This window comes from Arminella tubonensis (genome assembly GCF_003240585.1).
Classification (GTDB): Bacteria; Pseudomonadota; Alphaproteobacteria; order Rhizobiales; family Rhizobiaceae; genus Rhizobium; species Rhizobium tubonense.
Genome location: NZ_PCDP01000035.1, coordinates 426,136 through 446,906, shown reverse-complemented (window position 1 = coordinate 446,906; position 20,771 = coordinate 426,136). Strand labels below are relative to the sequence as shown.

The 20,771-nt window shown below is 59.4% G+C and carries 19 protein-coding genes and 1 tRNA gene; 9 read left to right on the top strand and 11 right to left on the bottom strand.

The features are described 5' to 3' along the window. Positions 1–658: 658 nt before the first annotated feature. Positions 659–970 (top strand): hypothetical protein, encoded by a 312-nt coding sequence (locus tag CPY51_RS13820; protein ID WP_111160773.1) that lies wholly within the window; start codon positions 659–661, stop codon positions 968–970. Positions 971–1,072: 102 nt separating this feature from the next. On the opposite strand, the gene CPY51_RS13815 is transcribed toward CPY51_RS13820, so the two are convergent. From CPY51_RS13815 to xylF, 4 genes are all read right to left on the bottom strand, one after another. Then, positions 1,073–1,149 (bottom strand) — tRNA-Arg (locus CPY51_RS13815). A 179-nt stretch (positions 1,150–1,328) separates the two neighbouring features. After that, a complete protein-coding gene (locus tag CPY51_RS13810) occupies positions 1,329–2,114 on the bottom strand; it encodes an ATP-binding cassette domain-containing protein (protein ID WP_111160772.1) in 786 nt (261 codons plus the stop codon). Positions 2,115–2,128: 14 nt separating this feature from the next. After that, entirely contained in the window at positions 2,129–3,442 is a 1,314-nt protein-coding gene (locus CPY51_RS13805; RefSeq protein WP_111160771.1) for a sugar ABC transporter permease, read from the bottom strand. A gap of 282 nt (positions 3,443–3,724) precedes the next feature. After that, positions 3,725–4,765, bottom strand: coding sequence for a D-xylose ABC transporter substrate-binding protein (gene xylF / locus CPY51_RS13800; protein ID WP_111160770.1), 1,041 nt, complete (start codon positions 4,763–4,765; stop codon positions 3,725–3,727). Between the two features lie 222 nt (positions 4,766–4,987). On the opposite strand from xylF, the gene CPY51_RS13795 reads away from it, so the two are divergent. Beyond that, a complete protein-coding gene (locus CPY51_RS13795) occupies positions 4,988–6,235 on the top strand; it encodes an ROK family transcriptional regulator (RefSeq protein WP_111160769.1) in 1,248 nt (415 codons plus the stop codon). Between the two features lie 60 nt (positions 6,236–6,295). Here the strand turns inward: CPY51_RS13795 and iolG are convergent, their stop codons facing one another. Then, a complete protein-coding gene (gene iolG / locus CPY51_RS13790) occupies positions 6,296–7,288 on the bottom strand; it encodes an inositol 2-dehydrogenase (protein ID WP_111160768.1) in 993 nt (330 codons plus the stop codon). Between the two features lie 156 nt (positions 7,289–7,444). On the opposite strand from iolG, the gene CPY51_RS13785 reads away from it, so the two are divergent. Continuing rightward, positions 7,445–7,699 carry a hypothetical protein gene (locus tag CPY51_RS13785; RefSeq protein ID WP_111160767.1) on the top strand — a complete coding sequence of 85 codons (255 nt, stop codon included), beginning with the start codon at positions 7,445–7,447 and terminating at the stop codon, positions 7,697–7,699. A gap of 10 nt (positions 7,700–7,709) precedes the next feature. Here CPY51_RS13785 and CPY51_RS13780 read toward each other — a convergent pair whose 3' ends face one another. Together CPY51_RS13780 and CPY51_RS13775 are read right to left on the bottom strand one after the other, a co-directional pair. Beyond that, the gene (locus CPY51_RS13780) at positions 7,710–8,207 is read right to left on the bottom strand and encodes a hypothetical protein (protein WP_111160766.1); all 498 of its coding nucleotides are present in this window, start codon (positions 8,205–8,207) and stop codon (positions 7,710–7,712) included. A 51-nt stretch (positions 8,208–8,258) separates the two neighbouring features. Beyond that, positions 8,259–9,266, bottom strand: a complete 1,008-nt coding sequence (locus CPY51_RS13775; RefSeq protein ID WP_111160765.1) for a LysR family transcriptional regulator — start codon at positions 9,264–9,266, stop codon at positions 8,259–8,261. A 278-nt stretch (positions 9,267–9,544) separates the two neighbouring features. On the opposite strand from CPY51_RS13775, the gene chvE reads away from it, so the two are divergent. From chvE to araD, 6 genes are all read left to right on the top strand, one after another. Beyond that, complete coding sequence (gene chvE, locus CPY51_RS13770) at positions 9,545–10,609, top strand: multiple monosaccharide ABC transporter substrate-binding protein (protein WP_111160764.1); 1,065 nt, start codon at positions 9,545–9,547, stop codon at positions 10,607–10,609. Between the two features lie 93 nt (positions 10,610–10,702). Continuing rightward, a complete protein-coding gene (gene mmsA, locus CPY51_RS13765; protein ID WP_111160763.1) occupies positions 10,703–12,235 on the top strand; it encodes a multiple monosaccharide ABC transporter ATP-binding protein in 1,533 nt (510 codons plus the stop codon). Positions 12,236–12,239: 4 nt separating this feature from the next. Then, the gene (mmsB, locus tag CPY51_RS13760) at positions 12,240–13,448 is read left to right on the top strand and encodes a multiple monosaccharide ABC transporter permease (RefSeq protein ID WP_111160762.1); all 1,209 of its coding nucleotides are present in this window, start codon (positions 12,240–12,242) and stop codon (positions 13,446–13,448) included. A gap of 113 nt (positions 13,449–13,561) precedes the next feature. After that, entirely contained in the window at positions 13,562–14,560 is a 999-nt protein-coding gene (araD1, locus tag CPY51_RS13755) for an AraD1 family protein (RefSeq protein ID WP_111160761.1), read from the top strand. A gap of 77 nt (positions 14,561–14,637) precedes the next feature. Next, positions 14,638–16,071, top strand: a complete 1,434-nt coding sequence (locus tag CPY51_RS13750) for an aldehyde dehydrogenase family protein (protein ID WP_111160760.1) — start codon at positions 14,638–14,640, stop codon at positions 16,069–16,071. 59 nt (positions 16,072–16,130) lie between these two features. Next, complete coding sequence (araD, locus tag CPY51_RS13745; RefSeq protein WP_111160759.1) at positions 16,131–17,870, top strand: L-arabinonate dehydratase; 1,740 nt, start codon at positions 16,131–16,133, stop codon at positions 17,868–17,870. Positions 17,871–17,913: 43 nt separating this feature from the next. On the opposite strand, the gene CPY51_RS13740 is transcribed toward araD, so the two are convergent. The 4 genes from CPY51_RS13740 to CPY51_RS13725 form a co-directional block, all read right to left on the bottom strand. After that, complete coding sequence (locus CPY51_RS13740; RefSeq protein WP_111160758.1) at positions 17,914–18,324, bottom strand: type II toxin-antitoxin system VapC family toxin; 411 nt, start codon at positions 18,322–18,324, stop codon at positions 17,914–17,916. Next, entirely contained in the window at positions 18,321–18,557 is a 237-nt protein-coding gene (locus CPY51_RS13735; protein WP_111160757.1) for a type II toxin-antitoxin system Phd/YefM family antitoxin, read from the bottom strand. Before CPY51_RS13735 ends, CPY51_RS13740 begins: the two co-directional genes overlap by 4 nt. A gap of 440 nt (positions 18,558–18,997) precedes the next feature. Then, positions 18,998–19,816 (bottom strand): transglutaminase family protein, encoded by an 819-nt coding sequence (locus CPY51_RS13730; RefSeq protein WP_111160997.1) that lies wholly within the window; start codon positions 19,814–19,816, stop codon positions 18,998–19,000. Positions 19,817–19,828: 12 nt separating this feature from the next. Then, the gene (locus tag CPY51_RS13725) at positions 19,829–20,770 is read right to left on the bottom strand and encodes an alpha-E domain-containing protein (protein WP_111160756.1); all 942 of its coding nucleotides are present in this window, start codon (positions 20,768–20,770) and stop codon (positions 19,829–19,831) included. Position 20,771: the final 1 nt, after the last annotated feature.

Genomic DNA, 20,771 nt, shown 5'->3' with positions numbered 1-20,771 from the left:
CGAACAATTTCGGCTGCGCCTACGATTTAATTCAGCGATGTCGCATAGACGAGAACAGCACAGGCGAGAAGGCGGCTCGATGGCATCCATTACACCAACTCATCTGTAGGCCCGATGCTAAACTATTTGTCTTCCTATTCATTGAACTGGCAAGATGAGGCTTGGATTATTGGACAGGGTCTGTCGGAGCAGGCGAAGTTCTCAGCATGAGGCGAGGCGTTTCCGATATCCTGCTCCGTCACGTTTCTTCGTTGGCTCGGTTCTGCCCCGTGCCGCAGATTTGCCACCCGAACCGATGGAATATCGATCCTTCCGCCTGCTTGCGACCCAATGTGATCGGGGAAAGATGCGGGCAGCCCCTTCATTTGCGAAGGCTCATCCGTATCATCCGATATCGCCAAATGCAGCACCGGAGTAGCGATTGGCCCTCGCTACCCGTGGTCGCGGTGTCCTCATTTGCCTCGCGACAGGTAGTCCCTGTCGCGTCACGCGCCTCCAATTAATATTTTGAAAAATAAAGAATTTTCTGTCATAATGTAGACGTGGCGGCACCATTTACGCGTGTCGCGTCAGGTTCCGACCATAGAAATGCCGACCCCGGCAGGACAGGTCAACGCAATCTCCTCTTCGGCCAGGTTACCGGCGAAGGAGGTGCGTCATGGTACGCAATATAGCCCGCAGGCTCATCGGAACCGCCATAGTGACGCTTGCGGCGATGGTACATCCAGCAGCGGCAGAGCCGGTGCTCAATTGCGCCGAACATTCCCAAGTCGTCGACTTCCTTGGCTCGCACTATTCCGAGACCCTTCAGGCGGTCGGCTTCATCAACCAGGCCGCAATTCTGGAGGTCTACGTCTCCGAGAGCGGTAGCTGGACCATGCTCGTGACCAACGCCAATGGTAGCAGTTGCGTGGTCTTTGCCGGCCAGAGCTGGGAATCGATCCCAATGGTTCCGGGACTGAAAACGTAAAGACTACGGCGTCTATGGAGAAATGAGATGAGTCCGCTCTTGTGGGAGGTTCAGTCCGGTTTCTCGTACGACAGTCCGGTCTTATGAGGAGGCGGAGAAAAATGGCGCACCCGACAGGATTCGAACCTGTGACCTTTGGAATCGGAATCCAACACTCTATCCAGCTGAGCTACGGGTGCATGCCTTGGCGAGTCTTGGTCGCCCGTCCGATGGGAGGTTCTTAGCCTAGGAAGCGTCTGGCTTCAATGCGGAAAATGCGGGAAATGGCGCTCCGGGGAATAAGTCTCGACTTGAAATGGAAAAGGCCGCGAACTCAGGTGGTTCGCGGCCTTTTTGCCGGGCTCTTCTATTGCGCGTCCTACGCCATCTTCATGGCGCCGGGGCCAGGGATGGCCTTCGGGGGGACCTTGCCGAGGATGATCATGCCGAGGACTTCGTCCTTGGTGACGTCCTCGGTGCGGGCGTGGCCGACGACCTGACCGTTTTTCATGACAGAAACGCGGTCTGCGAGATCGAAGACGTCGTGGATATCGTGGCTGATGAGGAAGATGCCGATACCTTCCTTCTTCAACTGCTTGATCAACTCGCCGACCTGTGCGGTCTCCTGGGGGCCGAGCGCTGCCGTCGGCTCGTCCATGATCAGGATGCGTGCGTTGAAGAGGATGGCGCGGGCGATGGCCACCGACTGGCGCTGGCCGCCGGAGAGTGCCTTTACCGGCTCCTTGAAGCGCTTGAAGTTGGGGTTCAGCCGGCCCATGACCTCGCGGGCCGAGGCTTCCATCGCCACGTCGTCGAGCGTGCCCCAGCGGGTCTGCAGCTCGCGGCCGAGATAGAGGTTGGCGGCGGCGTCGACGTTATCGGCGACGGCGAGCGTCTGGTAGATCGTCTCGATGCCATATTTCTTGGCGTCGCGCGGCGTGCGTATGTCGACGGGGTCGCCGTTGATCAGGATTTCGCCGCTATCGCGCTTGTAGGCGCCGGAAAGAATCTTGATCAGCGTCGACTTGCCGGCACCGTTATGGCCGAGGAGGGCGACGACTTCACCGGGGTAGAGGTCCACCGATGCGTTGTCGACTGCGTGGATGCCGCCGAAGGAAATGGAAATGTTCTTCATTTCCACGAGCGGAGTTGTTTGATCCGTCATTGTTCAGATTCCTCTTACTTGGCGCGCGAGCGGTAGACGGTATCGAGCCATACGGCGACGACCAGCACGAAGCCGACAACGACGTTCTGTATTGGCGTGTCGACGTTCGCGAGCCCCATGCCTGATTGCAGCGACTGCATGACCAGGGCGCCGATCATGGCGCCGGCTACCGTTCCCGTACCGCCGGCAAGCGACGTGCCGCCGATGACAGCTGCCGCGATGGTATAAAGTTCATAGGTGGTGCCCTGCGAGTTGGCCGCCGCGTTGAGGCGGGCAGTGGAGATTGCAGCGGCGATTGCGGCGAGCAGGCCCATCAGGGCGAAGATCTTGACCGTGACCCAGCGGGTCTTGATGCCGGCGAGTTCTGCCGCTTCCGGATTTCCGCCGATGGCGAAGACATAGCGGCCGAACCGCAGACGGGTGGCGACGAAGGTGACGATGATGCCGACGAAGATGGCGATCAGCACAGGCACCGAGATGCCGTAGGAGATATCGAGCCCGGTCTCGGGCCAGGGGATATTGTTGGTCTCGGCATATTTCTTGGCGATGCCAACCGGCCAATAGTAGCTGTTGAACACCCAGATCGTGCCGAGAATCACAACGCAGCTAAGGGCGGAAAGGAGATATTCGGCCCAGAGTGGCCGCCTTGGAAAACCGAAGCGCTTTCTCTGGCGGCGCGAACCGATGATGCTGACGATGACCAGCAGGCAGGCGACGATGCCGAGAACCCAGCTCCAGGTCGCCCCGATCGAACCTTCGGCGCCGCCGCCCATGATACGGAAGGTGACATCCAGCGGTGCTACCGTCTGGCCTGATGTGACATACCAGGCAAGGCCGCGCCAGGCGAGAAATCCGCCGAGCGTCACGATGAACGAGGGTACGTTCAGGAAGGCGATGATGACGCCCTGGAACGTGCCGATGGCGGTGCCGACCGCCAATCCGCAGAGCAGCGTTATGATCCATGTGAAGGAACTGTCGAAGCCGAGATACTGTGGCAGGAACTTTGCCTGCACGACGCCCATGATCATGGCGACCAAGCCGAGCAAGGAACCGACCGACAGGTCGATGTTGCGCGTCACGATGATCAGCACCATGCCGGAGGCCAGAACGGCGATTTCGGTGGTTTGGACCGAGAGGTTCCAGAGATTTCGGGGCGTCAGGAACAGCCCGCCGGTATAGATATGGAAGCCGATCCAGATGATCAGCAGCGCGCCGAGCATGCCAAGGAGGCGGGTATCGATCTCTGTCGCGCGCAGGAAGCGCGTGATCGCACCGGCATCGGCATTACGCGCGCTGTTCGATGTTGTGGACTGCGTCATGTCGGCCATCGCTTTGCCGTTCTCCACTGTTAAGCGCGCACTGGCGATGCTTGTCGGCAATCGCTGGCAGTCTTCGCGCAGATATCAAGATACGCCACGTCAGATGCATCCGGAGGTCCGCCTGTTGCCTAGGCCTTGCGTTTTCCGGGCGTGCATCGGTCTTGCTGATGGCGCAATACCAATACGGCGTTCAGGGGGCTCCGCTTTCGCAGGGTCATCGCCTGAGCCGCATTCGACGCCGCAACGGAAGGCCGTTGCGGCGTCGCTATGACTTAGCTGGTCAGATGACGCTTACTTGCAGGCAGCAACGGTGCCGGCCTTGACGCCCTGGCATGCTTCAGCCTTGGAGATCCAACCGGCGTCGATGACGACGTTGAGGTTGTCCTTCGTGATCGGAAGCGGTGTCAGGAAGACAGACTGCATCTCGACCTTCTTCGGGCCGTCCTTGAAGACCTTGACGCCTTCGATCTCGTTCAGCTTCTTGCCGCCGGCAAGGCTGAGAGCGATTTCTGCGGCGCGCTTGCCGAGTTCGCGGGAGTCCTTCCAGACGGAAACTGTCTGGGTGCCGAGCGCGATACGGTTGAGGGCAGCCTTGTCGGCGTCCTGGCCGGAGACAGGAACAGTGCCGGCGAGGCCCTGCGCGTCCAGAGCGGCGATTGCGCCGCCGGCAGTGCCGTCGTTGGAGGCGACGACGGCGTCAACCTTGTTGTTGTTGGCGGTCAGGATCTGTTCCATGTTGCGCTGTGCGTTCTGGGGCAGCCAGCCGTCGGTGTAGGCTTCGCCGACCTTCTTGATCTTGCCGGCGTCCATGGCGGACTTCAGCACTTCCAACTGGCCTGCGAACAGGAAGTCGGCGTTCGGATCGGAAGACGAGCCCTTGATGAATACGTAATTGCCTTCGGGCTTGGCAGCCAAAACGCCGCGCGCCTGCATGCGGCCGACTTCCTTGTTGTCGAAGGTGATGTAGAAGGCAGCCGGGTTTTCGATCAGGCGGTCGTAACCGACGACCGGGATGCCTTCGTCAGCAGCCTTTTCGATGGCGGGGCCGATAGCGTCGCTATCCTGGGCGAGAATGATCAGCGCGTTGGCGCCCTGGGAAATCAGCGATTCCACGTCCGTCAACTGCTTGGAAGCGGAGGACTGGGCGTCAGCGGAAATGTACTTCGCGCCAGCGGCAGCAAGTGCCTTCTTGATGGCGGCTTCGTCAGTCTTCCAACGTTCTTCCTGGAAATTCGACCAGGAAACACCAACCACCAGATCCTTGGCGAAGGCCGCGGTCTGCATGGTCAAGACTAAAGCCGCGCCGGCGGCCAGCTTGATAAAAGCTCTCATATTATCCTCCCGAGTGAATGCGACCGCACGTACCCTAAGCTCCCGCCGGCCGCCGCGATTACGCTGACGAGAAAGATTTTGTGTTTTTTCTCGACAGTCGAGAAATTTAGTGTCAGAGATTTTTCGAGCTGTCAACAGCGCATCCAAAGGTTTAGTCAGCCGTTTCTAAAGAGCTGATATGAAGATGCGCGCAGGGGAGGGAAGCGATGGGGAGACGGCTGGATGCAGATCAAATCGAGCACGGAATTGGTCCGCCAGCGCAATAGCGCGTTGGTGCTGAAGGCGCTGCGAACACATGGCCCCCTGGCCCATACCGAGCTTTCTGATTTCACCAGCCTGTCGTCGGCGACGATCTCGGCGATAACCGCCGATCTCGAGCGCGCCCAGATCATTGCGAAAACCGAACAGCAGGCCGCGTCGGGTCGAGGACGTCCGCGGGTGGCATTTTCGCAGCGGCGCGATTGCGGTTATCTGATTACCGTCATCATCTCGTCCGACGCTGTCCAATATTCTCTCGTCGACTACGCCGGTACGCTGCTCGACCGCTTTTCCGAGGCGCGGTCCCAGGATGCGGGCGGGGTGCAGAAGTTCGTAGCCGCCATGCAGGAGGGGTTGTTGCGGCTCGTTTCGCGGTCACGGATCGATCGTGACGACGTGCTGATCATTTCGATCAGCAGCAAGGGGCTCGTCGATGCGATCGAGCCAATCTTGCGCTGGTCGCCGATTTTCGGGCGCGAGCAGATCGATTTCGCCGATGTGCTTGGCGCCGAATGGTCGGCGAAAATCATCCTTGGCAACGAGACGCTGCTGGTTGCTGCTGCCGTCGGACAGCGCGAGGAAAACGACAAGGGCAGCGACTTCCGGGCGCTGGCGGCGCTATCGCTCGGGCATAGCATCGGGCTGGGGATCGTTCGGCGGCGGGACGGCGGCGAGCCCGAGGTTTCTGCACCGAATTTCGGACATATGCTCCATGCGCCGGAGGGCGCGCTTTGTCGTTGCGGGTCGTCTGGCTGCATCGAGGCCTATGCCGGCTTCTACGCCATCCTGCGCAATGCCTTCGCCGTTCCGCTCGATACCATCCCGGCGAAATTCGTTCCGGTCTCGGAACTTGACAAGATCGCTGCAAGCGCGCGCCAGGGCCATCGGCGCAACGGCTTCGCCTTTCGCCAGGCGGGGTTGGCGCTCGGAAACGGGCTGTCGCGGGTCCTCAGCCTGACCGAACGCATGCCGATCGCGCTGACCGGACCGGGTACGCGGTACTACGACCTGCTTCGTGAGGGTATCGAGGAGGGGTTGGCGCAGTCGCTGATCGTGCGGATGGAGGGCATGCCGGAGATGCGGGTCGTGCCGGACGAACAGGCGCTGGTTTTCGAGGGACATCTCAATCGCGCGCTGTCGATCATGGACAACGATATCGTCATGGCGCGCGCGGCAGCTGCCAGCATGGAATTGAACGATCGGGCCAGCTGAATGAAAATGGCCGGGCGAAAAACCCGGCCACATGTGTTCAACGACTGAAGTAGACGAGACTTATCCGACCTTGATCTGCTTGCCTTCCTTGACGGACTGCATGGCTGCATCGGCAAGTCTGAGGGCAGCAAGGCCATCGGCGCCGGAGGGCGTAATCGCGGTGCCTTGCTCGATTGCCGTGATGAAGGCGGCGATTTCGTTGGCGTAGGCCTCGGTGTAGCGGGTCATGAAGAAATCATGCAGTGGCGGGCGGGTATAGCCGTCGCCATTTGCCACTTCGATCGAGAACGGGCGCTGGTTCTCGGCCGCGACCATGCCCTTCGATCCGTGGATCTCGATGCGCTGGTCGTAGCCGTAGGTGGCGCGGCGGGAGTTGGAGATCATCGCCTGCTTACCGGACGCGGTCTGCAGCAGGACCGAGACGCTGTCATAGTCACCGGCATCGCCGATCGCCTTGTCGACCAGGACGGCGGCGGTCGCGCTGACCGTGACCGGCTCCTCGCCGAGCAGGAAGCGGGCCATGTCGAAATCGTGGATGGTCATGTCGCGGAAGATGCCGCCGGAGCGCTTGATGTAGTCGACCGGCGGAGCGCCCGGGTCGCGCGAGGTGATGGTCACCATTTCGACAGCGCCGATCTTGCCGTCGTCGATGGCCTGACGAACCGCCATGAAATGCGGATCGAAGCGCCTGTTGAAGCCGACCATCAGCTTGCCCTTGGTATCGGCGACCACCTTGATGCAGGCCTTGACACGGGCAACGTCGAGATCGATCGGTTTTTCGCAGAAGATCGCCTTGCCGGCGCGGGCAAAGCGCTCGATCAGGTCGGCATGGGTATCGGTCGGCGTGCAGATGACGACCGCGTCGATGTCCTTGGCCGCCTCGATCGCCTCGATCGTGCGGACTTCGCAGCCATAGGCTGATGCAATGGCTTCGGCCGCGGCCGGAAACGCGTCGGCGACCGCGATGAGCTTGGCACTGGCGTTGCCACTGACTGCTTTTGCATGCACCTTGCCTATGCGGCCGGCGCCGAGCAGAGCAAATCTTACTGTCATCTTTCATTCCTCCCAATTTCAGAACAAATAAACCGAATTATGAATTTTGTGGAATTTTCATTCCATTTTCCGAAGGCGACGTCAAGGCGCCAGGGTTTCACAATTCTGAAATTCAGCCTAAAGACAAGCGAACAATAGAGAGCGAGCAATACAGTCATGCAACTGATCGATCCGGACCATTCGTTCTACCGACCCCTGTGGATCCGGATCGCGATCGTCGCCGTCTGCCTGGGATGGGCTATCATCGAAGCGTCGACCTCTGAACCGTTCTGGGCGATCATCGTCGGGGCGCTCGGCATCTATTCCGCCTACAAGCTGCTGCTGACATACACTCCGCCGCCCTTGAAAGAGGAAACGGAGACCACGGTCGCGGCTGGCGAACCCGGCGACCAGGAAAAAGATCCGGAATAGCCTGGCTGCGCTACCTTTGCCGGCTGATACGGCGAAGGGCTTCGTCGATCAGGAGATTGGCGATCATCATGCGGGCGGTCGCATTCTCGCGGAACGGCGGCGCGACACCGTCTGGATGATTGGCCTTGGCGAACGCGCGGCGCTTGTCGTTAAGACTGTGCTGGGTGTCCCCGGACGAGATCGCCAGCTCGGCGGCCACATCCTGCGGCGCTGTTCGCGTCAGGTGTGCCGGCATGACGAGGGGAGGCGGTTCCGGAGCTGCCGGTTGCGGCGGCTCTTCAGGCCGTGCGGCGTCGACAGGGGAAGGCTCCTCGAATTCGAGATTATCGATATAGGCCTGGCCCGGCCGGATCGAAGCTGCGGAGACGCCCTCGCGCACGTCGGCGACGAAGCTCGAGTTCAGGCCGTGGATACGATGGTAGGCACTGGCAGGGCTTTCGCCATCTTCAGCATCCTCAGCGTCGAGACGTTCCAGAACTGATTGAAATACCGATTGCCCGAACCGCATGCGTTCCTCCAGAGGAACGAACATTAGGAAGCGAAGGTGGCGCAGGGCTGATCAGGTCGCGGCCAGGCTTCGGCTCTGCTCCAGGATCATGTCGTAGAGCAGGCTCGCGCTCGGCGGCATGGCGCGCTCGCGGGCGGTAATAAGGCTGTAGGGCTTTACCGAGATCTCGAAGTCGATAGGCAGAATGCAGGCCTCGCCGGCATTCGAGCTCTGGCCACACACGAACTCGGCCATGTCGAGCGCGATCGGGGCGATCGCATCGGTCTTGCAGACCACAGCCACCGTCAGCAGCAGCGAGGAGGTATTGACGATATTTTCCGGCAGCGGCACGCCAGCCGAGATGAATATGTCCTCGACCTTTCGTCGAAGCAGGGTGCCCGGCGGCTGGAAGACCCAGTCGCGGCCTATGAGATCGTGCAGGCCGACGACGCCTTTTTCGAGCAAGGGGTGGCCGTTTCGCACGATGAGGCAGGCTTTCTCCACGCCGATCTCATGGGCGGTGAAGAGGCGGGGGTTAAGCTCGTCCGGGATTCGGCAGATGATGAAATCGTGGCGTGCGGCGAGGAGTTCGCGGGCCAGAATATTGCTCGTCTCGACCTGTATGTTGATCTCGATGCCGGGGTAGGTCTGCGTGACCTGCCGGATGGCGGGCACTACGAGGCTGATTGCAGGCGCGGTAACAGCGCCGAGGTAGACGGAGCCGCCCTTGCCGGTGCGAAGCTCTGCGATTTCGCGACTCGCTTCGCGTAGCTCCAGAAGGATCTTCCTTGCCCGCTTGGCCAGGGCCGAGCCGAAGGGGGTCAGCACGACACCCCTGGCGATTCGCTCGTAAAGTGCCGTTTTCGCAATCGATTCCATCTCGGATAACATTCGTGATGCCGCCGGCTGGGATATATTCAGCGCTTCCGCAGCCGCTGAAATCTGTCCGTGATCCTCGATCGTGACAATCATCCGCAGGTGATTGAGCTTCAAACCCGCGCGCAAAAGACTGTCGTCGCGAAAATTATCTGTGTGTATTTCTATACCATCGCGAGAATAATCGTTATATATTTTCTCCATAGTTGTAATTATTCCTCCTTGTTGGCGAAAAAGTACTATTTTTTCACGTTATACCAAATATGATATATTATCTACCGTTTATTCTATTTGACAGTTATACGAATTGATTCCAGTTTGCCGCCGTTGCGCTGGATGTGGCTCAACAAACACGTGTGAGATCGTGGAGGAGACGTACTTCGTTTCTCACAATCTGAAGTAACTATCCAATCTACGGAACCTGCCACAGTTTCGGGGTGGGCGCATCGTCGTCCGCCGATTTATTAACAAGGGAGAGAGAAATGAAATCCATTATCTCATTGATGGCTGCGGCTGCCTTCGGCGTCGCTTCATTCGTGATGCCTGCAATGGCTGCGGACAAGGGCACTGTTGGCATCGCAATGCCGACGAAGGCTTCGGCTCGCTGGATCGACGACGGTAACAACATCGTCAAGCAGCTCCAGGCTGCCGGTTACGGAACCGACCTGCAGTATGCAGATGACGATATTCCGAACCAGCTTTCGCAGATCGAAAACATGGTCACGAAGGGCTCCAAGGTTCTCGTTATCGCAGCAATCGACGGGACGACGCTTTCCGACGTTCTTCAGAAGGCTCACGATGCTGGCATCAAGGTCATCGCTTACGACCGTCTGATCCGCGATTCGGCCAATGTCGACTACTATGCGACATTCGATAACTTCAAGGTCGGCGTTCTTCAGGCAGGCTCGATCGTCGACGCTCTCGGCCTCAAGGATGGCAAAGGCCCGTTCAACATCGAGCTCTTCGGTGGCTCGCCTGACGACAACAACGCCTTCTTCTTCTACGATGGCGCAATGTCCGTTCTGCAGCCTTACATCGACAGCAAGAAGCTCGTCGTAAAGTCCGGCCAGACCGGCATGGACAAGGTCGGCACGCTGCGTTGGGATCCGGCAACGGCCCAGGCTCGCATGGACAACCTTCTCTCTGCCAACTACACCGACGCCAAGGTCGATGCAGTCCTGTCTCCTTATGACGGCCTGTCGATCGGTATCCTTTCGTCGCTGAAGGGCGTCGGCTACGGTACGGCTGCTCAGCCGCTGCCAGTCGTCACCGGCCAGGATTCGGAAGTTCCTTCCGTGAAGTCGATCATTGCTGGCGAACAGCATTCGACGATCTTCAAGGACACCCGCGATCTCGCCAAGGTTACCGTCGGCATGGTCAACGCTCTGATGGAAGGCAAGACGCCTGAAGTCAACGACACCAAGACCTACGATAACGGCGTCAAGGTCGTTCCGTCCTACCTGCTGACCCCGGTAGCAGTCGACAAGACCAACTACCAGAAGGTTCTTGTAGACAGCGGCTATTACACGGCCGACAAACTGAAGTAATATAGGATGGCCGGAGCCCGTACTTGCGGGTTCCGGTCTTCACTTTTATGATCGCCGCGCTGTCTTTCGGCTGCTGGCGTTGGAAATTTTAGTATGAACGATACAATTCTTGAAATGCGGAACATCACCAAGACGTTCCCGGGCGTGAAGGCGCTCGAGAACGTGAACCTCAAGGTTCGCCAAGGTGAGATACATGCATTGGTAGGCGAAAACGGCGCCGGTAAATCGACGCTGATGAAGGTTCTCTCCGGCGTCTATCCGACCGGATCCTACGACGGCGAAATCCACTACGAGGGTGAAGCCCGCAACTTCAAAGTCATCAATGACAGCGAAGATATCGGGATCATCATCATCCATCAGGAACTGGCGCTCGTGCCGCTCCTGTCGATCGCCGAGAACATCTTCCTCGGAAATGAAGTTGCCACCAACGGCGTTATCAGCTGGCAGGAAACCTTCAGCCGGACCAAGAAGCTTTTGCGCAAGGTGGGCCTCAAGGAGTCGCCTGAGACGCTGATCACCGACATCGGCGTCGGCAAGCAGCAGCTCGTCGAAATTGCCAAGGCACTCTCGAAAAGCGTCAAGCTCCTCATTCTCGACGAGCCGACGGCTTCGCTCAACGAAAGCGATTCCGATGCGCTCCTCAATCTTCTGATCGAGTTCCGCAATCAGGGCATCACCTCGATCATCATTTCGCACAAGCTGAACGAAGTCCGCAAAGTCGCCGACCACATCACGGTCCTGCGCGACGGGATGACCGTCAAGACGCTCGACTGTCATGCGGACGAGATCAGCGAAGACATCATCATCAAGAACATGGTGGGCCGTGAGCTTGCGGACCGTTATCCGCCGCGCTCCGTGCCGATCGGCGAAACGATCTTCGAAGTCAAGAACTGGAACGCCTATAACCAGCACCATCGCGACCGGCAGATGCTGCACGACATCAACATCAACGTCCGCAAGGGCGAGGTGGTCGGCATTGCAGGCCTGATGGGCGCAGGACGAACCGAATTCGCGATGAGCGTGTTCGGCAAGTCCTATGGCCACAGGATCTCCGGCGAGGTCTTCGTCGACGGCAAGGCGGTGGATGTCAGCACGGTGCGCAAGGCCATCGACTCCGGCCTTGCCTATGTCACCGAGGACCGCAAGCAGCTTGGCCTCGTGCTCAGCGACAACATCATGCATAATACGACCCTCGCCAACCTAAACGGGGTGTCGAATTCGATGGTGATCGACGACATCAAGGAAACGCAGGTTGCCGTAGACTATCGGTCGAAGCTGCGTATCCGCAGCTCCAGCATCTTCCAGGAAACGGTCAACCTTTCCGGCGGAAACCAGCAGAAGGTGGTTTTGTCGAAGTGGCTCTTCTCGAATCCAGAAGTCCTCATCCTCGACGAGCCTACCCGCGGTATCGACGTGGGTGCCAAGTATGAAATCTACACAATTATCAACCAGCTTGCCGCCGACGGCAAAGGCGTCCTGATGATCTCATCGGAGATGCCTGAACTGCTCGGCATTTGCGATCGCATTTACGTCATGAACGAAGGGCGCATAGTCGCGGAATTGCCGAAGGGCGAAGCGAGCCAGGAAACGATCATGCGCGCTATCATGCGTTCAGGGGAGAAGTAATAAAATGACTACGGCCAACCCAGCCACCGAAGAGAGCAACGTTATTTCCGTGGGCGAGTACATTCGCAACAACATCCGCGAATACGGCATGCTCATCGCCCTCGTCGTCATCATGGTGTTCTTCCAGATCTCGACCGGTGGCGTGCTCTTCAGGCCCTTGAACCTGACCAACCTGATCCTGCAGAACTCCTTCATCGTGATCATGGCGCTCGGCATGCTGCTCGTGATCGTCGCGGGGCACATCGACCTGTCGGTCGGTTCCGTCGTCGGCTTCATCGGCGCGCTGGCGGCTATCCTGACCGTCCAGTGGCATATGAACTACGTGCTGGCGACGGCGATTTGTCTGCTCACCGGCGCTCTCGTCGGCGCGGCGCAGGGTTATTTCATCGCCTATCACCGTATTCCGTCGTTCATCGTGACGCTCGCCGGCATGCTGATTTTTCGCGGTCTGACCCTGTCCATCATGACGGCGGCAGGCAGCGGAACGAGTATCGGCCCGTTTCCTCCGGCGTTCCAGGTCATCAGCACCGGCTTCATTCCTGATTTTGTCGGCATCGAGGGAATACATTCCACGTCGCTGATCCTGTCGATCATCATTCCGATCGTGCTCCTGGTCGTCGCCTGGCGGCACCGGAAGGTCAACGAGAGCCATGGCATCGATGTCGAGCCGATGAGCTTCTTCCTTATCCAGAACCTTCTGCTTGCCGGCGCTACGCTGTTTCTCGGCTACATGCTGTCGACCTACAAGGGCTTGCCGAACGTTCTTATTCTCATGCTGGTCCTGATTGCGGGCTATGCCTTCATCACGCGGCGCACGACCATCGGACGTCGCATCTATGCCATGGGCGGCAACGAGAAGGCGACGAAGCTCTCCGGCATCAACACGCAGCGCCTCAGCTTCTACACCTTCGCCAACATGGGTGCTCTTGCCGGCCTTGCGGGCATCATCGTCGCGCTTCGCCTGAATTCGGCGACGGCCAAGGGCGGTCTCGGGCTGGAGCTTGACGTCATCGCTGCCTGCTTCATCGGCGGTGCTTCGGCTTCCGGCGGCGTCGGCAAGATTACCGGCGCTGTTATCGGAGCCTTCATCATGGGCGTCATGAACAACGGCATGTCGCTCCACGGTCTCGGCACGGACTACCAGCAGATGGTCAAGGGCGCCGTCCTGCTCGCTGCCGTCTTTATCGACGTCTACAACAAGAACAAGGGCTAAGCGCGTAGCGTCAGCCCCGCATTTGCAGACGAATGACATATTGATTCCGGCTCCGGTGGAGCCGGAGAGGCGGAGCTTTTTTCCGCTAATCTTGGAAAAAGAGGATCAGGACCGTGCTTATCTCGCAGATCAAAGGTTTGAATGGCGAAATCGTCGTTGCCGTCAGAAATGGCCCAGGCGTCGGCGCCAAGGCCGTGCTCAACGCCGGCAGCGTCTATGCGCTGGCGATGGAGGCGGCGAACGGCGGCAAATCGCTGGTTTCGGTGATCGAGGCGCACGGACTTGGCGAGGCCGTCGATCTCGACAAGGCCTATGCCGATGGCCGCTTCCTGCCACCGATCACGCATCCGGATGCGGCGCACCTGCACCTGACCGGCACCGGCCTGACGCATCTCGGCTCGGCCGCGACCCGCGATTCGATGCATAAGAAGACCACCGAGGCGGCTGAGGAAACGCTCACCGACTCGATGAAGATGTTCAAGATGGGCCTTGAAAACGGCAAGCCCAGGGATGGCGAAAAGGGCGTACAGCCCGAGTGGTTCTACAAGGGCAACGGCTACGGCGCGGCGGCACCAGGTGCAGCTCTCGTGTCCCCGTCCTTCGCTCTCGACGGTGGCGAAGAGCCCGAGATGGCAGGCATCTACGTTATCGCTGCCGACGGTTCGCCATTCCGCATCGGCTTTGCCCTGTCGAACGAATTTTCCGACCACGTCACCGAGCGGATCAACTATCTTTACCTCGCCCACTCGAAGCTGCGCCCGGCAAGTTTCGGTCCGGAAATCCGCATCGGTGCGGCGCCTGCCGACATTCGCGGCACATCCAAGATCTCGCGCGCCGGCAAGGTGATCTTTGAGAAGCCTTTCCTGTCGGGCGAAACCAACATGTCGCACACCTTCGCCAACCTGGAATACCATCATTTCAAGTATGGCCTGTTCCGTGTTCCCGGCGACGTCCATGTCCACATGTTCGGCACGGCGACATTGTCTTTTGCCGATGGCATCAAGCCCGAGGCCGGCGACGTCTTCGAGATCGAGGTCGCCGACTTTGGCCTGCCGTTGCGCAATCCGCTTGCCGTTGCTGCCGAAGAAGACGTGACGGTTCGCCAGTTGTAATCGCCTAAAGATCGGCCGCTTGTCGCGGCCGGTCCATCGCTGATGCCCATTTGTTGAGGTAGGGAGGCTGTACGCCCATGACCATCCACCAGAATCTGATCGCCGGCGAATGGACCGGTTCGGCCAGCGCCGAAAACATCAACCCTTCGAACACGAACGAGGTTGTCGGGCTGTATGCAAGCGCGACGGTTGCCGATGTCGCCGATGCGATCGCCGCTGCCAAGGCTGCCTTTCCCGCATGGTCCCGCTCGGGCATCCTGGAGCGCCACACGATCCTGAAGAAGGCCAGCGAAGAGATACTGGCTCGAAAGGACGAGCTGGGAGCGCTGCTTGCGCGCGAAGAGGGCAAGACCCTCCCGGAAGCGACCGGCGAGACGATCCGCGCGGCGCAGATCTTCGAATTCTTTGCCGGTGAGGCCTTGCGGCTGGCAGGTGAAGTGATCCCTTCGGTGCGCCCAAACATCGGCGTCGAAATCACGCGTGATCCGCTCGGCGTCATCGGCATCATTACGCCTTGGAACTTCCCGATTGCCATTCCGGCCTGGAAGATCGCTCCAGCGCTCTGCTACGGCAACACCGTAGTCTTCAAGCCAGCCGATCTCGTGCCAGGCTGTTCCTGGGCGATCGTCGACATCCTCAACCGCGCCGGCCTGCCGAAGGGCGTGCTCAACCTCGTCATGGGCAAGGGCTCGGTCGTCGGCCAGGCAATGCTCGACAGCCCAGTGCTCGCCGGCATCACCTTCACCGGTTCAGTCGGCACGGGCAAGCGCGTCGCACTCGCCTCCGTCGAGCATAACCGCAAGTTCCAGCTCGAAATGGGCGGCAAGAACCCGATGGTCATCCTCGACGATGCCGACCTTACCGTTGCCGTCGAGGCTGCCGCCAATTCGGCCTTCTTCTCGACCGGCCAGCGCTGCACGGCATCTTCGCGCCTGATCGTCACCGAAGGCATCCACGACAAGTTCGTTGCGGCGATGACCGAGAAGTTGAAGGGCCTGAACGTCGACAACGCCATGAAGGCGGGCACGCATATCGGCCCCGTCGTCGATGCCAAGCAGTTGAAGACGGATACGGACTATATCGAGATCGGCAAAAGCGAGGGCGCCAAACTTGCCTTCGGCGGCGAAGTCGTCAACCGGGAAACACCCGGCTTCTACCTGCAGCCGACGCTGTTTACGGAAGCCACCAACCAGATGCGGATCTCCCGCGAAGAGATCTTCGGGCCGGTCGCCTCTGTTATTCGCGTCAAGGACTACGACGAAGCCCTGGCGGTTGCCAACGACACGCCGTTCGGCCTGTCTTCCGGCATTGCCACGACCAGCCTGAAGCATGCGACGCATTTCAAGCGTAATGCTGAAGCCGGGATGGTGATGGTCAACCTGCCGACCGCTGGCGTCGATTTCCACGTTCCGTTCGGCGGGCGCAAGGGGTCCTCTTTCGGCTCGCGCGAGCAGGGCAAATACGCAGCGGAGTTCTTCACGACGGTGAAGACCGCCTACACGCTGGCATAGCAACTAAATTCTCAGACCTGAACTGCTCGACCAGTTCAGGACGAAAAGGACTTGATCTAATGACGAAGAAAGCTGAATGGCCGCGCAAGCTGCGTTCCTACGACTGGTTCGGCGGCACCGGCAAGAATGCCATCATGCACCGCTCCTGGATGAAGAACCAGGGATTGCCGGCCGACACTTTCGACGGCCGCCCCATCATCGGCATCTGTAATACCTGGTCGGAACTGACGCCCTGCAACGCGCATCTGCGCGACCTTGCCGAGCGCGTCAAGCGCGGCGTCTACGAGGCCGGCGGCTTTCCGGTCGAATTCCCGGTCTTCTCGGTCGGTGAAAGCACGCTTCGCCCGACTGCCATGATGTTCCGCAACCTTGCGGCCATGGATGTCGAAGAGGCGATCCGCGGCAACCCCGTCGACGGCGTCGTGCTGCTTGGCGGCTGCGACAAGACTACGCCTAGCCTTCTTATGGGCGCTGCGTCCGTCGACATCCCGGTCATTCTCGTTTCCGGCGGCCCGATGCTCAACGGCAAATGGCGTGGCAAGGATGTCGGCTCCGGCACGGCGATCTGGCAGTTTTCGGAGATGGTCAAGTCAGGCGAAATGTCGCTCGACGAATTCATGGATGCCGAGCAGGGCATGGCGCGTTCGGCCGGCAGCTGCATGACGATGGGCACCGCATCGACCATGGCTTCCATGGCTGAAGCGCTTGGCATGACACTGCCCGGCAACGCGGCGATCCCTGCGGTCGATGCACGTCGCCGCGTCATCTCGCAGCTCTCCGGCCGTCGCATCGTCGACATGGTCAAGGAGGACTTGAAGCCTTCAGACATCCTGACCAAGGAAGCCTTCGAGAACGCCATCCGCGTCAATGGTGCCGTGGGCGGCTCGACCAATGCCGTGTTGCATCTCCTGGCGCTTGCCGGGCGTATCGGCGTCGAGCTTTCGCTCGACGACTGGGATCGCCTCGGCCGCGAAGTGCCGACGATCGTCAACCTGCAACCTTCGGGCAAGCATCTGATGGAAGAGTTCTACTATGCCGGCGGCCTGCCCGTCGTCATCAAGGCGGTTGGAGAGATGGGCTTGCTCCACAAGGACGCTATCACCGTTACCGGCGACACGATCTGGAACGGCGTCAAGGATGTCGTCAACTACAATGACGACGTCATCGTTCCCCGCGAAAAGGCATTGACCCAGTCGGGCGGCATCGCGGTTCTGCGCGGTAACCTGGCTCCGAAGGGCGCCGTGCTGAAACCATCGGCAGCCTCGCCGCATCTGATGCAGCACAAGGGCCGCGCGGTGGTCTTCGAAAGCATCGAAGACTATCACGCGCGCATCAACAAGGACGATCTCGACATCGACGAGACCTGCATCATGGTGCTGAAATATTGCGGCCCGAAGGGTTATCCCGGCATGGCCGAAGTCGGCAACATGGGCTTGCCGCCCAAGGTGCTGAAAAAGGGCATCACCGACATGATCCGTATTTCGGATGCCCGCATGTCCGGTACCGCCTATGGAACCGTCATCCTGCACACCGCGCCGGAAGCTGCAGATGGCGGCCCGCTGGCGCTGGTTCAGAACGGTGACATGATTGCGGTCGATGTGCCGGCCCGTACCATCCATCTCGACATTTCCGACGAAGAAATGGCGAAGCGCCGCGCGTCATGGGTCTCCCCGGTCAAGCCGCTCAAGGGTGGATATGGCGGCCTCTACGTCAAGACCGTCATGCAGGCCGACACCGGCGCCGATCTCGACTTTTTGGTGGGTTCACGTGGATCCATCGTCGAACGCGACAGCCATTGAGGATCGAGGGGCGGGGCGAAGGCCCCGCCTAATTCTCAATGCACTAGCCACGCGTCGGGACGCCCACGTGCTTTGCAGCGGCCGTGAGCTGACGATCCTTCGTTGCCAGCGCACATCCCTTCCGCGCCGCCAATTCCAGATACGCCGCATCATAGACGGTCAGCTTTTCTGCTCTCGCCAAGGCCAATATCTCGGTGGTCGCGCGTGAAGCGGTCTGGTGGTCCACTTCCAGCGGCAATTTGCCGATGAGTTCCAGGCGTCGTGTCACGTCACCCATCATGATCCGTCCGCGTCGCTCTGCTTGAAGAAGGACGTTTGATATCTCCAAATGAAATAGCGATGGCACGAAGGCGCCGGCTCTTGCGATTTCCAGTGCTATTTCGTCGGTTTCCTCAGTCGCTTCATCGTCAAAGCACCATGCCAGCGCAACTGACGCATCGATAACGACGCTCATTTGCGGCCTTCGTCCCGGAGTTCCTTCCAAGGGATGCCGTTGAGAGTTGTTTGCTTCCGAAGGGACTTCAGTGTGCCAAAGACATCCTCCACGGTCATCTCGTCGTCGCCGTTCGTTGCCACCAGCCGGGCCACAGGCTTTCCGTGCTTTGTAATGATAATTTCCTCGCCGTGAGCCGCGCGTTCCAGCAAAGACGAAAACTGCGACTTGGCTTCGAATGCACCAATTTTCATTGTAGGATCTCCACAAAATATGGTCAGAAATTTAGGCCAGAATTGTCAAAGATACAAGAGACGAGCGGCCTTGGATAACGACGGGAATGCTGACACTTGTTATGGCTAGCGGTTGTGTTTATATTGTTGGAGTGGAAGACGGGCGCCAACCCGCCTTCCGTTTGTCTATCTTGAAAATTGGACCCGGACGGTCATTGACCAACTCGTCCGGGTCTTTCTCAAAATAAACGCAATACTAAATGGCAAAAGCCACATCGCATTACCTCCAAGTTCAGCAGCAAGGCCTTTTGCCACGGTCGGAGGGGCCAGTCCTCTCCGATACGCCTGCTGGTAAGGCGCGCCTGCTTCTGCCGCTAAACTACAGCGAGCAGTAAGGCATCTGGTATAATATGCAAGTTTAAGTTGATTTTGATTGCGGGTTTGTCGGCGACTTCCCGCTGCTAGCTCTGACTCTGAGTTTGTCCTTGGCTTTCAACGCTGACCGTCACTGTCAGGTTTTCGCCCGGCGTGCCGATGCGCATGCCGGAGACGGGGGCGGCGTCGCGGTAGCATAGGCCGGTGGCGATGCGGACGTAGCGGTCGTCAGGGCAGACGTCGTTGGCGGGATCGAAGCCGACCCAGCCGAGGCCTGCGATATGAACTTCGCCCCAGGCGTGGGTCGCGGCCTGATCGACGGTTCCTTCCATCAGCAGATAGCCCGAGACATAACGTGCCGGAAAGCGCATCGCGCGGGCCGCGGATATGAAGATATGGGCGTGATCCTGGCAGACGCCGGACTTGCGTTCCAAGGCCTGTTCCGATGTGGTTTCCGTATCGCTGGAGCCGGGGAGGTATTCGACTGTCTGATGAATTGCGCCCATCAGCGAATGCATCCTGCCGACGTCGCTTTCGCCGGAAACGCCGCGGATGAGTTCCTTGGTCAGCTTGCCGGCCTTGGTGAGCGGCGTGTCGCGCAGGAAGAGCCATAGCGGGCAGAAGCCTGTGTGGACGCCGGTGATCCCGTTGAGATCATGTGTCTCCACTTCGCCGGTGGCAACTATGCGTGTGCTGTCCTGATCTCCGTCGTGCGAGACCAGGCTGATACGGTTGCCGAACTGGTCGTCATATTCGACCTCGGTCCGTGCGCCTTCGACCTTCAGCGACCAGTCGATCACTGTCTGGCCGGCGCCGGAGAGCGGTGTCAGCCGCAGGCGCTGCAGCGAGAACTGCGACGGTTCATCGTAGCGGTATTCGGTGACGTGATTAATCTTTAGTCTCATGATCAAACCCGCCTACTGATAAAACCTGTAGCCATCGGAAATCTCCTGGCCCAGCTTGTTGTTGCGTGAGACGAAGTCTTCCAGGAACTCGTGCAGTCCCTGATCCATGATGTCCTTGACGATGCGTGTCTGCAATGTTGCGCGGACTGCGTCCGCAGTCTCGTGGGCGGCATGGCGTTCGCCGTATTCCTTGCCGAGATAACCGAGATTGCTGACGATCTTCTCATAGCAATAGGCGAGCGACCGCGGCATCTGGCCGTTGAGGATGAGGAAATCGGCAATATTTGCGGGACGATATTCGGCGTCGTAAACCCAACTGTAGGAACGATGGGCGGAAACCGAGCGCAGGATCGATTCCCACTGGACGTTGTCGAGGGAGGAACCGACCGCGGAGACGGATGGCAGCAGAACGTAGTATTTCACATCGAGGATGCGCGCCGTGTTGTCGGCCCGCTCGATGAAGGTGCCGATGCGGGCGAAATTATAGAGTTCGTTGCGTAGCATAGAGCCATGGAACGCGCCGCGGATGAGGCCGGCCCTTCGCTTGATGACGTCGATCACGTCGGGCATCTCGGCGGCTTTCAGGCGTTTGCCGAGCAGTGCCTTGAGCTCGATCCAGCATTCGTTGGTCGCTTCCCAGGTCTCGCGCGTGAGGGCCGTGCGCACCATCCGGGCGTTATTGCGGCCGAAGTCGATGCAGGACATGACGCTCGAGGGGTTGGAACGATCGCGCATCAGATAGTCGATCGCGTCGGCGCCGGTCAGCTTGTCATGGACGAGGTCATACTCTTCGCGCACGCCGGCGCTCTGGAGTACGCCGTCCCAGTCGTCTTCCGCCGCACCGCTGCGGGTCAGCGCCATGCGCAATCCGGCATCGACGAGGCGGGCGATATTTTCGGCGCGTTCGATATAACGGAACATCCAGTAGAGTCCGTTGGCTGTTCTTCCGAGCATC

Coding starts and splice junctions, on each gene's coding strand:
- CPY51_RS13785 (WP_111160767.1), top strand. CDS start 7,445: ATGCAACTGATCGATCCGGACCATTCGTTCTACCGACCCCTGTGGATC.
- CPY51_RS13735 (WP_111160757.1), bottom strand. CDS start 18,557: ATGAAAATTGGTGCATTCGAAGCCAAGTCGCAGTTTTCGTCTTTGCTG.
- CPY51_RS13725 (WP_111160756.1), bottom strand. CDS start 20,770: ATGCTCGGAAGAACAGCCAACGGACTCTACTGGATGTTCCGTTATATC.
- chvE (WP_111160764.1), top strand. CDS start 9,545: ATGAAATCCATTATCTCATTGATGGCTGCGGCTGCCTTCGGCGTCGCT.
- CPY51_RS13810 (WP_111160772.1), bottom strand. CDS start 2,114: ATGACGGATCAAACAACTCCGCTCGTGGAAATGAAGAACATTTCCATT.
- mmsB (WP_111160762.1), top strand. CDS start 12,240: ATGACTACGGCCAACCCAGCCACCGAAGAGAGCAACGTTATTTCCGTG.
- CPY51_RS13805 (WP_111160771.1), bottom strand. CDS start 3,442: ATGGCCGACATGACGCAGTCCACAACATCGAACAGCGCGCGTAATGCC.
- CPY51_RS13820 (WP_111160773.1), top strand. CDS start 659: ATGGTACGCAATATAGCCCGCAGGCTCATCGGAACCGCCATAGTGACG.
- mmsA (WP_111160763.1), top strand. CDS start 10,703: ATGAACGATACAATTCTTGAAATGCGGAACATCACCAAGACGTTCCCG.
- CPY51_RS13795 (WP_111160769.1), top strand. CDS start 4,988: ATGCAGATCAAATCGAGCACGGAATTGGTCCGCCAGCGCAATAGCGCG.
- CPY51_RS13740 (WP_111160758.1), bottom strand. CDS start 18,324: ATGAGCGTCGTTATCGATGCGTCAGTTGCGCTGGCATGGTGCTTTGAC.
- CPY51_RS13775 (WP_111160765.1), bottom strand. CDS start 9,266: ATGGAGAAAATATATAACGATTATTCTCGCGATGGTATAGAAATACAC.
- xylF (WP_111160770.1), bottom strand. CDS start 4,765: ATGAGAGCTTTTATCAAGCTGGCCGCCGGCGCGGCTTTAGTCTTGACC.
- CPY51_RS13780 (WP_111160766.1), bottom strand. CDS start 8,207: ATGCGGTTCGGGCAATCGGTATTTCAATCAGTTCTGGAACGTCTCGAC.
- CPY51_RS13750 (WP_111160760.1), top strand. CDS start 14,638: ATGACCATCCACCAGAATCTGATCGCCGGCGAATGGACCGGTTCGGCC.
- iolG (WP_111160768.1), bottom strand. CDS start 7,288: ATGACAGTAAGATTTGCTCTGCTCGGCGCCGGCCGCATAGGCAAGGTG.
- CPY51_RS13730 (WP_111160997.1), bottom strand. CDS start 19,816: ATGAGACTAAAGATTAATCACGTCACCGAATACCGCTACGATGAACCG.
- araD (WP_111160759.1), top strand. CDS start 16,131: ATGACGAAGAAAGCTGAATGGCCGCGCAAGCTGCGTTCCTACGACTGG.